Annotated in this window: 13 protein-coding genes; 3 read left to right on the top strand and 10 right to left on the bottom strand. The window is 62.9% G+C overall.

The features are described from left to right. Nucleotides 1-73: 73 nt before the first annotated feature. The 6 genes from H9L06_RS08250 to H9L06_RS08225 form a co-directional block, all read right to left on the bottom strand. A complete protein-coding gene (locus tag H9L06_RS08250; protein WP_187554741.1) occupies nucleotides 74-3,703 on the bottom strand; it encodes an aldehyde dehydrogenase family protein in 3,630 nt (1,209 codons plus the stop codon). 115 nt (nucleotides 3,704-3,818) lie between these two features. After that, nucleotides 3,819-4,826: an ABC transporter substrate-binding protein gene (locus H9L06_RS08245; protein WP_187554740.1), complete on the bottom strand. Its 1,008-nt coding sequence runs from the start codon at nucleotides 4,824-4,826 to the stop codon at nucleotides 3,819-3,821. 157 nt (nucleotides 4,827-4,983) lie between these two features. Beyond that, nucleotides 4,984-5,775 carry an ABC transporter ATP-binding protein gene (locus H9L06_RS08240; protein WP_187554739.1) on the bottom strand — a complete coding sequence of 264 codons (792 nt, stop codon included), beginning with the start codon at nucleotides 5,773-5,775 and terminating at the stop codon, nucleotides 4,984-4,986. A 2-nt stretch (nucleotides 5,776-5,777) separates the two neighbouring features. Beyond that, nucleotides 5,778-6,722 carry an ABC transporter permease gene (locus tag H9L06_RS08235; RefSeq protein WP_187554738.1) on the bottom strand — a complete coding sequence of 315 codons (945 nt, stop codon included), beginning with the start codon at nucleotides 6,720-6,722 and terminating at the stop codon, nucleotides 5,778-5,780. Further along, on the bottom strand, nucleotides 6,719-7,825 hold the full coding sequence (gene hisC, locus H9L06_RS08230) for a histidinol-phosphate transaminase (protein WP_187554737.1): 1,107 nt from the start codon (nucleotides 7,823-7,825) through the stop codon (nucleotides 6,719-6,721). The genes H9L06_RS08235 and hisC overlap by 4 nt, the downstream gene beginning before the upstream one ends. Nucleotides 7,826-7,894: 69 nt before the next feature. Next, nucleotides 7,895-8,449 carry a YbhB/YbcL family Raf kinase inhibitor-like protein gene (locus H9L06_RS08225; RefSeq protein WP_187554736.1) on the bottom strand — a complete coding sequence of 185 codons (555 nt, stop codon included), beginning with the start codon at nucleotides 8,447-8,449 and terminating at the stop codon, nucleotides 7,895-7,897. A 102-nt stretch (nucleotides 8,450-8,551) separates the two neighbouring features. Here H9L06_RS08225 and H9L06_RS08220 point away from each other — a divergent pair, with 102 nt between their 5' ends. Further along, nucleotides 8,552-9,328, top strand: a complete 777-nt coding sequence (locus H9L06_RS08220) for a FadR/GntR family transcriptional regulator (protein WP_187554735.1) — start codon at nucleotides 8,552-8,554, stop codon at nucleotides 9,326-9,328. Here the strand turns inward: H9L06_RS08220 and H9L06_RS08215 are convergent. After that, complete coding sequence (locus H9L06_RS08215) at nucleotides 9,325-10,143, bottom strand: MerR family transcriptional regulator (protein ID WP_187554734.1); 819 nt, start codon at nucleotides 10,141-10,143, stop codon at nucleotides 9,325-9,327. The two genes, H9L06_RS08220 and H9L06_RS08215, sit on opposite strands and share 4 nt — an antisense overlap. Before the next feature lie 177 nt (nucleotides 10,144-10,320). Here H9L06_RS08215 and H9L06_RS08210 point away from each other — a divergent pair, with 177 nt between their 5' ends. Together H9L06_RS08210 and H9L06_RS08205 are read left to right on the top strand one after the other, a co-directional pair. Continuing rightward, nucleotides 10,321-10,623, top strand: coding sequence for a ribbon-helix-helix domain-containing protein (locus tag H9L06_RS08210; RefSeq protein WP_187554733.1), 303 nt, complete (start codon nucleotides 10,321-10,323; stop codon nucleotides 10,621-10,623). A gap of 30 nt (nucleotides 10,624-10,653) precedes the next feature. Then, nucleotides 10,654-11,421 (top strand): SGNH/GDSL hydrolase family protein, encoded by a 768-nt coding sequence (locus H9L06_RS08205; RefSeq protein ID WP_246454323.1) that lies wholly within the window; start codon nucleotides 10,654-10,656, stop codon nucleotides 11,419-11,421. On the opposite strand, the gene H9L06_RS08200 is transcribed toward H9L06_RS08205, so the two are convergent. The 3 genes from H9L06_RS08200 to H9L06_RS08190 are packed head-to-tail and all read right to left on the bottom strand — an operon-like array spanning nucleotide 11,418 to nucleotide 14,015. Next, nucleotides 11,418-12,527 carry a threonine synthase gene (locus tag H9L06_RS08200; RefSeq protein WP_187554732.1) on the bottom strand — a complete coding sequence of 370 codons (1,110 nt, stop codon included), beginning with the start codon at nucleotides 12,525-12,527 and terminating at the stop codon, nucleotides 11,418-11,420. The two genes, H9L06_RS08205 and H9L06_RS08200, sit on opposite strands and share 4 nt — an antisense overlap. Nucleotides 12,528-12,537: 10 nt before the next feature. Next, a complete protein-coding gene (locus H9L06_RS08195) occupies nucleotides 12,538-13,368 on the bottom strand; it encodes an amino acid ABC transporter permease (protein WP_187554731.1) in 831 nt (276 codons plus the stop codon). Beyond that, complete coding sequence (locus H9L06_RS08190; RefSeq protein ID WP_187554730.1) at nucleotides 13,365-14,015, bottom strand: amino acid ABC transporter permease; 651 nt, start codon at nucleotides 14,013-14,015, stop codon at nucleotides 13,365-13,367. The genes H9L06_RS08195 and H9L06_RS08190 overlap by 4 nt, the downstream gene beginning before the upstream one ends. Nucleotides 14,016-14,021 lie beyond the last annotated feature (6 nt).

The following is a 14,021-nucleotide window of genomic DNA, read 5'->3' as shown; positions in this document are numbered from 1 at the left end:
GCACAGAGTTGCGCCGTGAAGCGCAGGCAAAATCACGGGGCAGCATCGCAGGGCGTGGCCGCCCGCGCCTCACCTAGTCGAGCAGCTGGTCGATCCCGGCGGCGTGATCGGCGAGCCCATGCCGCTCGGCGCGCACAGACACCGACTGCTCGCGCAGCAGCGAGAGTAGCTCGACGGGTCCAGCCATCGTCACGGGTTCGGCCCAGAGTGCTGACCGGTCGAGCCCGCCCATCCACTCGGCTGCGCGCACGCGGTTGCCGCCGATGAGTCGCACGCGGGAGGCGACCGATCCACCTGGGCCTGCCGGGCCCGCGACCGCGAGGCGCTCGAGCCAATCGTCGTCGCGCTCGAGCGACACCTCTATGCCTTGCGACTCGAGCACCCCGGCAAGCGCCAGCGGCAGCACGACACCGGTCGAGACCGTGATCGGCGCACGAACGAGCAGCGCAGCTGCGAGCACGCGCACAAGAGAAGCGAGGTCGCCGTCTTCGGCAAGCCTGAGCTGCACCGACACCGGTTCAACCCGCAACACGTTACGTTCGATGCCGAGACCGATCTCATCGGTGACCGTGCCGAGCGTGGTTTGCCAAGTGAGCTGGTCGGCGAGGGCGGCCCGTCGCACTTCGTCAAACGACTCGTAACTGAGGTCGGGTTGCACCGACTCGATGAGCATGACGACCTCAGGGGTGAGGCCGCGCAGGTGTAGTGTCTCGCTGCGTTTGCCAGCACGCAACTGCCAAGACCCTTGCGCGAGCAACCAGTGGGGGCCACCTACGAGTCCGGGCAAGCCCATGACAGCTTCGTTCCATCCGCCGCTGGGCTGGCGCTCGATACGAGCACCGCTCGTAGGACGGTTCACCGAGAGCGATCCCGCCTCAATGTTGCTGAGCCAGGCGAGCACCTCTTGCTCATCCCACGATTGCAGCCCTGCAACGGCACCGCTGCCGACAACGTTCTGCTGCGCAATCGCTTCAGAAAGCATCTGCGCCGACGTCATGCCGATGACCGGCAGCCCGAGTGCGTCATCCCAGAACGGTGACCCGAGCGCGACGCCCATGCGAATTCCCGGGCTCCACAGTCGGCCCTCGTCGTCGAGCTGGCGCGGCTGCACGAGCCACTCCTCGCCAGGGCCCAGCTCGGAAAGTGCGGCGAGTGCGGCGGGGCCGGGCGGCGCGGGCAGGGGCCCGATGTCGAACTGCAGCGGATCGGACTCTCCCGGCCTCGCCGAGTCACCGACGCGAAGACTGCGAACCGCATCCGCGAGCTCCTCTCGAAACTCTCGCGACCGCGCGAGGCTCGACACGAGAATGACGGCGCGCGCACGGCTGAGCGTGGTCTGGGTTCCTTGAAACGCTGACGCGATAATGTCGGCAATCGCCCGATCAGGCTCGGCTGAGGGCGTCACCGCGATCGATCCGCGAGCCGAGAAGTGTCCTTCGACACGCAGGTCTGGTCGCCGCCTCGCGAGCTCGCGCCCGAGCGCGGGGTCGCCGAGAGCGATCGCGCGATCCACAAATGTGCTCGCGCCGAGCGCCGCGAAGGTGTGCTCGCCGACCACGCTCACGAGTCGCACAGCCCCGGGGGTCAGTCCCCCGGCTTCCCACTCCTCGACGCACGCGGTGGCGGATCGCATCATGCCCGGCGACACGGCCCAGAGTGCGCCAGCTCCGGTGCCGAGCACCGCGAGCACCGACGCGGCCTGGGTCGCGAGCGGCGCGGTCGCGTCGGCGACGACGAGCACGAGGCGATCCGGCAGAAACACTGCGCCGCGCACCACCTTGAGTTCGTCGGCGAGCTGCCCCGCGTACCGAGCGGCGTCAATGATGTGGTTCACTGCGGCATCGAGTTCTGAGGCCGGCGCGCCGGTGTCTGCCGCGAGCTCGGTGATGAGTCGGTCGCGCGCTGCGGCAGTCGCGAGGGCAACCCTGCGCAATCGCACCGAGCGATTCTCGTGCTGCTGATTTGCCCATCGACCTGCGGCCTCGCGGGCCGCTTCGGCTGCGGCGTCAGGGTCAAGGTCGGCCTGCGACAGAGCAATCGTTTCGTCGAGTCCGTCGCCGTAAGCGGTGATTTCTCCGGCTTTGCGCAGCAGACCACGAGCCCACTCTCGGTTCGCCGGGTGCGACCCGTCGGTCTCTGGCTCATTCGCGAACCCTGAGTCCGATCGAACCGGGATCTGCCTCGCGGGCACGACCTCTTCAAGCGAGATCTCACCGGTCGATGCGCGGGTAAGCCCAAGCACTGCGGCAGTGAGCCCGCCGGTGTCGTGCGGTGTCGGATCTTCGGGCGCACGATAAAAGAGTGCACTGTCGCGCTCGGTGGGGTCCCACTCGCGCGCACGCTGCTGCGCTCGGCGACGCGTCGGCGGCGGTTCGGCAGCGAGCAGCACCGCTTCGGGAAAGTCGCACGTCTCCTGCGTCACCGCATCAACGATGCGGTTGAACAGGTAGTCAATCACCTCGCCGAACTCGCCACGCGCGGTCACCGGCAGCCGCAGCCGCACTTCGGGAAGCGTGTCCTTGCCCTCGCTCGCGAGGTGTTCCGCGAGAGCCGTTGCCACGCCGTCGCGCAGTTGCAGCGCGTAGAGCTTTTCTGAGCCAAGCTGCGTGGCCATCTCAATCACAGCAGCCGCGACTAGCGGATCCTCCGTCGCAATGACTGGCCGAAGCACCGCCGCGCGACTCGGCTGCAGTGCGATCTCGGCGAGTCGAAGCAGTTGGGCGCAACGCTCAGTCGGGTCCTCGAGCACCGCCACCGGCAGGCCTGAGTGGATCGATCGCACCCGCTCCTCCGCGAGCGCGTCAGTGAGGCCGACAACGATCTCGATCGGCGATCCACCATCTGACACACGTCGCCCCGCAAACCGGTGGATCGCCGCGTACGATTCCCAGCTCTCTGGCAGTTCAGCGAGCAGGCTGACCCCCACCTCGAGTCGGTCGAGCGAGGGGTCGGCGAGGGACCGGATGAGGAGCTCGGGCACCTGTCGCGCCCAGGTGGTGTCGCGCGGTTCGAAGATGACACGCACACGGTGTTCGAGGGCAGCGCGGAGCACCGGCTGGACGCGCTCCACGGCGATGGCGAGATCGGCGTCGATCGACCAGTCGGTCGCCTCCGGCACGAGCCGCGCGGGATCAAACGCGAGATACTTTACCGACGGTACCTGAGTGAGGGCTACGAGCCGATCCACCTCGCGCTGACCACCCGTGGCCCCGTGCACGCGGTCGCCGTGCAACGCGGTGAGCACCGTCTGACCGCGGTCGCTGTGCCGCCGAATCGTCTCGACAAGCGCGGGCATCTTGCCCGAAAGCTTGAGAGACAGAAAGAGATCTGGGAGCCGCGACAGCAACCTCTTGCGCGCCGCGGGCCGCACCATCCACGGGAGCCCGAGCGACGCGATTCCGCTCGCCCGAAGCAACAGGCGATCGCGCGCCTGCATCGTGTCGGGCAGTTCCTGCTGTGAGATCTCACGCAAGTCCATCGCCGCGGTGAATGCGTCGGTGCTACCGAAGAGCGCGTCGATAAGCCGCTTCGTGAAGTCGAGGTGCTCGGGGTCACCCGCGAGGTCACCAAGCAGCGTGGGTGCCGGCTTGCGTGTGGATCCGCCCCCCGCGGCGCCCTCGGCTTTCCAGCGACTCACCCGCTCGGGAGCAGCGCTCGCAACACTTGACCACACCGACCCCTCGGGCACGCGCTCTTCTGCCATGACCCCACTCTAAAGCGGGGAGGAGGCTAATACGCCCAGAACACGCGAGAGCCCCGCCCGCCAAGTGGTGGCGGAGCGGGGCTCTCGTAGGTAATGCGTCAGTCAGTCGTGAGACTTACTCGCCGACCTTCGATGCCTGATCGAGGATCTCCTGCGGAATGGTGACGCCCATGCGCTCTGCTGCGCCCTCGTTCACGACGTACGAGAACTCGTTCGCAAACTCGACCGGCATGCTTGCGGTGTCAGCGCCCTCGAGTACCTTGATTGCCATTTCACCGGTCTGGTAGCCGAGCGCCTCGTAGTCAATACCGAGGGTTGCGACTGCGCCACCCTCAACGGTGCCCTCTTCGGCAGCGATGACAGGGATCTGCTTGGTCTCTGCGACCTGCACGAGCGAAGCGATGCCCGCAACGACCATGTTGTCGGTCGGTACGTAGATTGCGTCAACGTCGCCGAGCGCCTCGGTTGCTGCTGAGATATCGTTCTGCGTGGTCACGGTCTTCGTGACGATCTCGATGCCGAGACCCTCAGCGACCTCGGTTGCAGCGTCGACCTGCACCTGCGAGTTCACTTCGCCCGAGGCGTAGACGATGCCAACCTTCTTTGCGCCAGGCACGAGATCGGTGAGCAGCGCGAACTGCTCTTCGAGCGTGTCAGCCGGAACTGCGTCGCTGGTACCGGTGATGTTGCCGCCAGGAGCCTCGTTCGAGTCCACGAGCTGCGCCTCAACGGGATCGGTCACTGCGGTGAAGAGCACCGGAATGTCCATGATCGCCTGAGCAGCAGTCTGAGCCGACGGGGTTGCGATTGCGAGCACGAGGTCTGGACCCGATGCTGCGAAATCCTGGCCGATCGACACTGCGGTGCTCTGGTCACCGTTTGCGTTCGCCTCATCCCACTCAACCTCTAGACCTGCATCGGCAAAGGCCTGCTTGAAGCCAGTTGCCGCGGCATCGAGTGCCGGGTGCTGCACAAACTGGCTGATGCCAATCGTGTACGAGGTGGCTGCTTCTGAGTCGGTGTCTTCAGCGGCGGGGCTGTTCGAGCATGCGGTCAGCGCGAGTGCTGCGGCAGCAAGACCGGCAATGGCCATAGCTGGGCGTCGGAACGAGGTCATTCGCATAGTATGTGGAATCCTTCGATGAGAGTCCCGCTGCTCCCAAGCAGCGGCATGACAAAACGGCGAGGGCATTCGCCATTTCCAGCATCGTACCGACTGTTTATGTGCGCCCCTGACGCGTCCGATTAACAGTTACGCAAACGAGACTGACGCGGTGCACCTACGCAAGCAGTGCTCGATCGTCGAAGCTCGCGCCCTTGATCTTCGCGAATTCCGCTAGCAGCAGCGGCACCGTGAGCTTCTTCTTCTCCGCCGCAGAGGCCTCGAAGACGATTCGCCCCTCGTGCATCATGATGAGCCGGTTGCCGAGCTTGAGCGCCTGCTCCATGTTGTGCGTCACCATCAGGGTGGTGAGGTTTTCCTCGGCGACAATTCGCTCGGTGAGGTTCGTCACCAGATCGGCACGCTGTGGATCGAGCGCGGCCGTGTGCTCATCGAGCAGCAAAATGCGCGGTGAGGTGAACCCAGCCATAAGCAACGAGAGAGCCTGGCGCTGACCACCAGAGAGCAGACCCACCTTCGCGGTGAGGCGGTTCTCGAGGCCAAGTTCGAGCATCTTGAGCTCTTCGGTGAAGCGCTCCTTGCGCGCCTTCGTGATTCCACGACCGAGGCTTCGTCGCTTGCCGCGCTGCAGCGCAAGGGCGAGGTTCTGTTCAATCGTGAGATCCGGAGCGGTTCCCGCCATCGGATCCTGGAACACACGTCCCACGTATTTTGCACGCTGAAATTCTTTGAGCTTCGCAACCGGGGCACTGTCAATTGCGATACTGCCCGTGTCAACCGTGTAGCGGCCCGAGACCGTGTTGAGCAGCGTCGACTTTCCGGCACCGTTCGACCCGATCACTGTGACGAAGTCACCTTCGTCGAGCTGCAAACTCACGTTGACGAGTGCTCGGCGCTCGTTGATCGTTCCAGCGAAAAAGGTCTTCGAGATGTTGTCAATCTTCAGCATGATTACGCCCCCTTCGCCTCGGCAGGTGCGGCCACTTCGGGCGCGACCGCCTCAGGGGGTCGCCGCCTGCCACCGCGGTCGCGCAGCGAAGGTACGCGTTTGAGGAAGCCCCAGCGCGGCAGCAGCAGCGCCGCGACCACGAGAATCGCCGTGATGAGCTTCATGTCATCCTGGTTCAGGCCGACTCGCAGCGCACCAAAGATGATGAGACGGTAGAGCACAGAGCCGACGATGACGGCGAGCGTAGCGAGCCAGATCCACCGTTGCCCCACAATTGCCTGGCCGAGAATCACCGATGCCAGACCAACGAGAATCACGCCGATGCCCATGCTGATGTCGGCGACTCCGTTGTACTGCGCGATGAGTGCGCCCGCGAGCCCCACGAGGCCGTTCGACAGCGACAGCGTGAGAATCTTCATGCCGTCGGTGTTCACTCCGAAGCTGCGGATCATCTGCTCGTTGTTACCGGTCGCCTGAATCGCCAGACCGATGTCGGTCGACAAGAACCAGTCGACGAGCAGCTTAATGATGAAGACCACCGCGAGGAAGATAAGCACGACGAACCAGGTCTTACCCATCCAGCCAGCCTCGCGAAGGGGGCTGATCAGAGTGTCTTCTCGCAAGAACGGCAGGTTCGATTTACCCATGATGCGCAGGTTCACCGACCACAGCGCAATCATTGTGAGAATGCCCGCGAGCAGCCCATCGATGTTGCCCTTCGTGTGCAGAATTCCGGTTACCGCGCCCGCAATGGCGCCCGTGACGAAGCCCGCGGCTGTTGCGAGCAGCGGGTTTTGACCCGCGTGGATCAGCGCGGCGGCGGTCGCAGCTCCAGTTGTCAGGCTGCCATCAACCGTAAGGTCAGGAAAATCTAGCACGCGGAAGGTGAGGTACACCCCGAGGGCCATGATTCCGTAAAGGAGCCCAAATTCAATTGCACCGATCACTGCGGTCCCCTGTTCGTCTGAATGTTCATGTGTGCCGCAGCTGCAAGACCCGCAACTTCGATAACGGCATCGTTTTCGATTGCCGAACCGATCGAAATGCGAAGGCCTGATCCTGCGAATGCGCGAACTGATACACCTCTTGCGCGAAATACCTCGTTCACGGCCTCAGTCGACTCCCCCGCCTCAAGCCAAACGAAGTTCGCCTGCGAAGGAAATACCGGAAGTCCAGCGGACTTGAGCGCCGCATACACGCGGTCGCGCTCTTCCACAATCGTGTCGATCCGCACCTGCAACTCGGCTTCGGCAGCGAGAGACGCAACGGCCGCCGACTGCGCGAGATCAGTGACGCCGAACGGCAACGCGACCTTGCGGAGCGCCTCTGCAACGTCCGGGCGCGCGATTGCGTAGCCCACGCGAAGGCCCGCGAGCCCGTACGCCTTCGAGAAGGTGTGCAGCACCGCGACGTTCTCGTACCGCGCAAAGAAGTCGAGGCCGGTTGGCGACTTCGGATCCACATCGAAATGCACGTACGCCTCGTCAATGACCACGAGCACGTGCTTCGGCACACGCTGCATAAAGCGGTCGAGTTCGTTGGTAGTGACCGTTGCGCCCGTGGGGTTATTCGGAGTGCACACGAACACGAGCTTCGTGCGCTCAGTGATCGCATCAGCCATCGCATCAAGGTCGTGCCGCAGTTCTGCGTCGAGCGGCACCTCAAGCGGCACCGCGCCCGCCGCGCGCACAAGAATGGGGTACGCCTCGAACGAGCGCCACGCGTACATGACCTCGTCGCCGGGGCCAGCGAGCGCGTGGATGAGCTGCGACGCAACCTCGACCGAGCCAGAACCAAACACGAGGCTTTGCGCATCAACGCCGAGCCTCGCGGCGAGCGCCTCGCTCAGTTCTGGGGTCGCCATATTCGGATACCGGTTGACAGAGGTTGGGAACGTCTTCACGATCGCATCGATGACCGACGGCAGCGGATCGTTCGGGTTCTCGTTCGACGAAAGCTTAGCGCTCAGCCCGTCTGCCCCCACAGGTGCGGGCTTGCCGGGCGTGTACGCAGCAACCTGCTCAAGCCCCGGGCGGAACGAAAACGACATAGGTGTACTCACTTTCGACGAATACACCAATCCTACGCACGCAAAACGGCGCGCGTGAACGCGAGTCCTTTATGCGGCGTTACCGTACTCGCCGGTCGCAACGATAATTGCGCGAGCGAGCACCGCTTCGCGCATCATGAATCCGAGCACCGCCGGGGTTGCCTGCGGGTCGATGTCAATGTGATCAACATTCAGTGCGTGCACGACAAACCAGTAGTGGTGCACGCCGGTACCAGCCGGTGGTGCCGCACCGGCGAACGCCGGGTCACGCTTCTCATTTGGCATCGTGATCGCGCCCTCGGGCAGAAGAGTGCTGTTCGCCGCGCCTGCGTTTGCTGGCAGGTCGGTGACCGATCCCGGAATATTCGCGACGGCCCAGTGCCAGAACCCCGAGCCCGTTGGCGCATCGGGGTCGTAACACGTCACCACGAAGCTCTTGGTCTCTTCAGGAAACCCGGACCACGACAGCTGTGGTGACTGATTCGATCCACCGGCAGACTGGCCGTACTGCTCAGCGGGCAATGGTTCGCCGTCGAGAATATCGGTGCTTGAGAGTGTGAACTCGGGCTTCTCAGGCATGCCCTCGTATGGGTTGATGAGACCGCGGCTCGGTTGGTTCGTCATGCCATTTACGCTACCGGGGAACTCAGTTTCTCGGTAGTGCACCCAGATATACTGTATGAATTGGCCGAGAGGCCCTAGATACGAATCTCAGGTGGTGGATCGATGGCGTCAACGACCGGCTCTGATCGCGCGCGCGCAGCGCTCTCTTACCTCAGGCGAAAAATTTCTTCGGGTGAGTGGCCGCTCGGTGAGCGAATTCCCATTGAGCCTGAACTTGCCGAGCAGATGGGTGTGGGGCGCTCAACCGTGCGCGAAGCCGTGCGCTCGCTTGCGAGCATGGGCATGCTCGAAACGGCGCCGGGTCGCGGAACATTCGTTCGCTCGGCAACACCCACCAGCTCACTGCTCGACGAGTTTCTTGCCGACTTCTCGCTCGAAGAGATCCTCAGCTACCGCCGCGCCCTCGAGGTCGAAGCGGCGCAGCAGGCTGCCCTACACCGCTCCGATGAAGACATCGAGGCACTCGAACTCGCAACCGTCGAAGAGGTGGGCTGCTCGCGCTGCCCAGTGCTCAGCCTGGGTGATTCGGGCGCAGGCGCGTTCGACAGCCGCTTTCACCGCCTCATCTTCGACGCTGCGAAGAACCGGCTGCTTTCATCGCTCTATGCCGGCATCAACGACCAGTTGCGCACTCCGCAGCACCGCGGTCGCCTCGCGAACGTGGCGACGAGCGCCGAGATGGAACGAGATCACCATCGCGTGCTCGACGCCATCAAGCGCCGTGACTTCATCGACGCCGTGCACGCGATGGTCGACCACGTTGACCACGACGTGGTCATTGTGAACGAGCAGCAAGAGGTCGTGCCGCCTCTATTCCGCACCCCCGAGCAGCAGCAGCGTATGGACGATGTGCGCGAGGGGCGCCCCGCGACCGCCTAGTGCTCGTTGTCAGCGCCACCGCTTTCCACATAGGCACGTAGGGCGTCGCGCACGAAGGTTGCGCCCTCGACTCCGCCGTAGTTCTTTGCGAAGCGTGGGTCGGCGACGTACATCTCGCCGAGACCAGTGAGGTACGCGGCAAAGTGGGTACCGCTCGGCGTCCCCGGTATCCCGCGTAACCAAGCGGCATGCCGCGCCGCGAACGCTTGAGCTTCCTCCGAGTTTGGATCCACACCCCGCTCAGCCGCCGCAATCCAGTCGATGCCCAGCTGCTCAGCTTTCGCCATCCATTCCTGCTGCGACTCCCTGCCGAGCCCACGCCACCAGGCATCGCTCTTCGCATAGGCGTCGGCGCCCCAGCGCCGCTCTACTTCTTCCTTGTATTCCGTGTGATCGAACCCGTCGAACATGTTTGTGCTCATGAGAGCCTCCTTCTGAGTTTCATTGGTATTGGCGCGCTTGAGCGCTTGAACAGTGCGCCCGACCGCTCCGATCTGGCGGTCGATGCGGTCACGCTCGCCACGCAGTAATTCGAGGTGCGATTCAAGCAGTTTTGCCTCCGCGTGGATCGCGCTCTCCCCTATCCCCAGTTCGTTGTCTTGCGCCGCAAGTACCTGGGCGATTGCGTCGAGACCGAGGCCGAGCTCACGCAACAGCAGTATTCGCTGCAATCGCACAAGCGAGCGGTCATCGTAATAGCGGTAGCCGTTTGCCCCGATGCGCACCGGCGTTAACACCCCAACGCTGTCATAGTGCCTGAGGGTACGTGAGGTTGTTCCGGCGGCTTTCGCCACCTCTTGAATCGAGTACTCCAATTGGCGCCTCCTTTCCGTTCTCGGTGTTGATAACAACGGTAAAGGTTGACGCAACGTCAATGTCAAGCGCGAGTTATTCACAAGCAAACTGGGTTTAGCTTGATGAGCTTGACAAGGAAAAGTCGGCACTAGCTAAAGTCTCGAGGGAATGCAGCACTTTACTTTTAGAATCGAGGCATGGCAACAATGACCATTTTGTTGAGCGACGAACTCAAGGAGTTTGTCGAGCATGAAGTCGAGGCAGGCGCATTCGCCTCCGTGAGCGAGTACATGAACCAACTCATTGAAGCGCGACGCGATGATGTCGAGCTGCAGGAGAAGATCATCGAGGGTTTAGCTTCACCCCTTTCCGATTTGACGTCGGAGGAGATCCACGCGCAGGCAAGACAAATCGCTCGTGGTTACTCTGCCGATTCCGCAATGGACGCCCGCCTGCCTGAAGCGCGTAGAGAATTCTCAGAAGACGCGTCTGAGAATTAAGAAGCCATGAACGGGGCGTAGTGTGGGGATGTGAGTTCTGCAGCCATTCGTTACGTCGCTATCGGAGACAGTTTCACCGAGGGTGTCGGTGACGAGCAGCCCGATGGCACTGTGCGCGGATGGGCGGATCTCGTTGCTCAAGGCCTCGCCGACGCGACAGGGCAGCCCGTCGAATACGCGAATCTCGCGATTCGCGGGCGACTGCTCGCGCGCATCATCTCGGAGCAGCTCGAACCAGCAATCGCACTGGAGCCCACGCTCATCAGCTTCAATGGCGGTGGCAACGACATGCTGCGGCCTGGCACAAACATGCCTTGGATCATTGGTGAAACCGAGAAAGCACTTCGGCAAATTCAGAATGCAGGTATCGAGCCGCTCCTACTAGCGGGCGCGAACCCAACTGGTGGCCTGCCGAGTGGTGGGCGAGTCGCACGTAAAGGGGACGACCTCACTCGCGCTGCCGGTGGGATTGCTTCAAGGTTGAACGTGAAGTTTGCAGACAACTGGAGCGATCGCGAGCTTGCCGGTCGACAGTACTGGTCAATCGACCGACTCCACCTCGCCCCTGTGGGTCACCATCGAGTTGCCGCGAACGTGCTCCGCACCCTTGGGCACGCGCATCCGGCCGACTGGGTGATCGACGCCGAGTCGATTCCTGCGCCAGGCGCGCGCGAACAACTCGCCTATACTCGCGAGCACGTGATTCCGTGGATCGGCCGCAGGCTCACAGGCCGTTCAAGCGGCGACGGGCGCACCCCGAAGTACTGTGAGTTCGTCACCGTACTCCCCCGAGGTTAGAGCCCCAGAGCCTCTGCGATCCCCCCGGAGGCCTTAAGTCCCGAGCCCGTGAGCAACGCAACGACTCGCTCACTCGGCCCGATGACCCCAGCAGCACGAAGCTTCGCCAGCCCCGCCGCCGCGACAGCACTCGTCGGTTCGGCAAACAAGCCGGTTCGGGCGAGCACCCCGAGCGCATCAACGATCTCATCTTCACTCACAGCGATCGAGTCACCGCGGGTCTCTGCGAGCGCGGCGCGAATCTGCTCCACCCGCGCAGGGGTGCGGATCGCCGTGCCCTCCGCAATCGTGGGCAGCACAGGCCGCTCAGAGTCTCCACGAAGCGCCGCGTCGACGGGCGAGCAGTGCAGCGGTTGGGCGGCGTACAGTCGGGGCAGTTTCGAGATCGCACCCGAAGCCAAGAGTTCATGAAACCCAATTGCGAGCCCAAGCAAGCTTGTCCCCGCGCCCACCGGCACGACCACAGCGTCGGGTGCCTCGAACCCGAGATCCTCCCAAATCTCATACGCTAGGGTCTTCGTGCCGTGCAAAAAGAATGGCTGCCACGCATGGCTCGCATAAAATCCACCACCGGACTCGGCAGCAGCAATTGCAGCGTACTGCGACTCCTCACGCGGCCCCTCAACAAGGTGAATCTGTGCGCCGTACGCCCGCGCCTGCACGAGTTTCGCGGGCGAGGTCGAAGCCGGAGCAAACACCTCAACCTGCATCCCGCCTGCTGCACCGTAGGCCGCGATTGCCGCGCCTCCGTTGCCCGACGAGTCCTCGAGCACTCGGGTGACGCCCTGCTCGCGAAGCATCGAGAGCATGACGCTCGCGCCGCGGTCTTTGAAGCTCCCGGTCGGGCTGAACCACTCGAGTTTGTACAACGTGCCCTCCCGATCCACCATCGGGGTGCAACCCTCGCCGAGTGAGATCGGCCGATCCACTGCCACAGGGAACGCGCGATGATAGCGCCACAGCCCCCGCGCCGACTCGTCAATATCGTCGCGCGAGATGCCCGGTAGGTCGGTGAGCAAGAGTGGCGCCCCGCTCGCACCACGCCACTTGGGCGTATCGAGCGGGGCGCGTTCCCCAGTTACTGAGTCAAGATAGTGAACCGTCACGGCTTTGAGCCTAGGCCTTCTTCGCTGCCACCACCCTGGCGGTGCGGCGGCCGATCCACGACACTGTGAGGTTGATCGCGAGGTAAATCACCACGGCGACCACCCAACCACTGAACATGTACCGGTTACCAAAGAATGCGCCGATGTTCTTCACCTGCGACGCAAGCTCTGCGTAGGCGACGATGTAACCAAGCGACGTATCTTTGAGCAGCACGACCGACTGCGCAATGATGATCGGCAGCATCTGCGTGAACGCCTGCGGAAACTCGATGAGCAGCCTGGTGCGCGTCACGCTGAGGCCGATGGAGAGGCCGGCCTCTCGCTGGCCCTTGTTCAGCGAGACGATGCCGGCTCGTAGTGCCTCACCGATGATCGCGCCGTTGTAAATAGTGAGCGCGAGCACGACCGCCCAGAATGAGCTCGTCGAGGCGACGAGCAGGATGAAGAGCATCATGAGCAGCACGGGCATGCCACGGAAGAACTCGAGGATCACGGTGACCGGTACGCGAATCCACGCGGTATCGGCCAGACGCCCGAAGGCGAAAAGCATTCCAACAATCAACGCACCAACGATGGCAATGACCGCTGCCTGCAGCGTCGCGATCACACCGTTGCCGATGGTCGCCCAGACGCCGGTGTAGGTCCAGATATCCCAGCGTGACGGGTCGAACATACCGGGTGTCTCGTTACCATTGACCGCGATCTGTGGTTGCGCAAGACGCAGGATCACCCAACCGAGGAGGAGCGCAATGGCGACGATGCCGATGATCGAGATGAGTATCGAGCGTTGTCGCGCCTTCGGGCCGGGTGCGTCGTAGAGGACTGAAGCTTGAGCGGTCATCGGAGTACCCTCACCTTCTTCTCGATGCGACCAGCTATGAGGCCGAGGGGAACTGTGATGACGAGGTAGCAGATCGCGATTCCGATAAGGATCGAGATCACTGCGTTACCGTGACTGTTTGTGAGCGCTCGCGCCGTTGCGAAGAGCTCAACAATAAAGAAGCCGCCTGCAACGGATGTGTTCTTCGTGAGCGCGATAAACACGTTGATGAGTGGAGGCACGACCATGCGAAGCGCCTGTGGCAGCACGATGATCGTGAGTGTTTGCCCGAAGGTGAGTCCGACCGAACGGGCGGCCTCGGCCTGACCGACAGGCACTCCGTTAATGCCGCTTCGAAGCGCCTCTGCAACGAACGGTGAGGTGTATACCGCAAGAGCGATCATCGCCAGCACCACGTACGGTGGCTTGTTTGGGGCGATGAGCGGAAGCACGAACACCATGAAAATGAAGACCATTACGAGCGGGATGTTGCGAATGAGCTCGGTGTATCCCGTTGCAAACGCGCGAAGCGACGCCACAGGCGAGATTCGCATCGTCGCGGTGATGAGCCCTATGACTATGGCCCCGAGGCCACCGCAAACGAGCAGCAGGAGTGTCATGAGGAAGCCGTCTAGAATGCTTCCAAAATTGTCGAGGAGAACCTGCATGATTCG

Source organism: Leucobacter denitrificans, from assembly GCF_014396385.1.
GTDB lineage: Bacteria > Actinomycetota > Actinomycetes > Actinomycetales > Microbacteriaceae > Leucobacter > Leucobacter denitrificans.
This window is presented reverse-complemented; position numbering and strand designations above follow the sequence as displayed.

Bases quoted from the DNA above. Each gene is read 5' to 3' on its own strand.
- H9L06_RS08195 (WP_187554731.1), bottom strand. From the start codon at position 13,368: ATGACCGCTCAAGCTTCAGTCCTCTACGACGCACCCGGCCCGAAGGCG.
- H9L06_RS08210 (WP_187554733.1), top strand. From the start codon at position 10,321: ATGGCAACAATGACCATTTTGTTGAGCGACGAACTCAAGGAGTTTGTC.
- H9L06_RS08240 (WP_187554739.1), bottom strand. From the start codon at position 5,775: ATGCTGAAGATTGACAACATCTCGAAGACCTTTTTCGCTGGAACGATC.
- hisC (WP_187554737.1), bottom strand. From the start codon at position 7,825: ATGTCGTTTTCGTTCCGCCCGGGGCTTGAGCAGGTTGCTGCGTACACG.
- H9L06_RS08250 (WP_187554741.1), bottom strand. From the start codon at position 3,703: ATGGCAGAAGAGCGCGTGCCCGAGGGGTCGGTGTGGTCAAGTGTTGCG.
- H9L06_RS08220 (WP_187554735.1), top strand. From the start codon at position 8,552: ATGGCGTCAACGACCGGCTCTGATCGCGCGCGCGCAGCGCTCTCTTAC.
- H9L06_RS08225 (WP_187554736.1), bottom strand. From the start codon at position 8,449: ATGACGAACCAACCGAGCCGCGGTCTCATCAACCCATACGAGGGCATG.
- H9L06_RS08245 (WP_187554740.1), bottom strand. From the start codon at position 4,826: ATGCGAATGACCTCGTTCCGACGCCCAGCTATGGCCATTGCCGGTCTT.
- H9L06_RS08190 (WP_187554730.1), bottom strand. From the start codon at position 14,015: ATGCAGGTTCTCCTCGACAATTTTGGAAGCATTCTAGACGGCTTCCTC.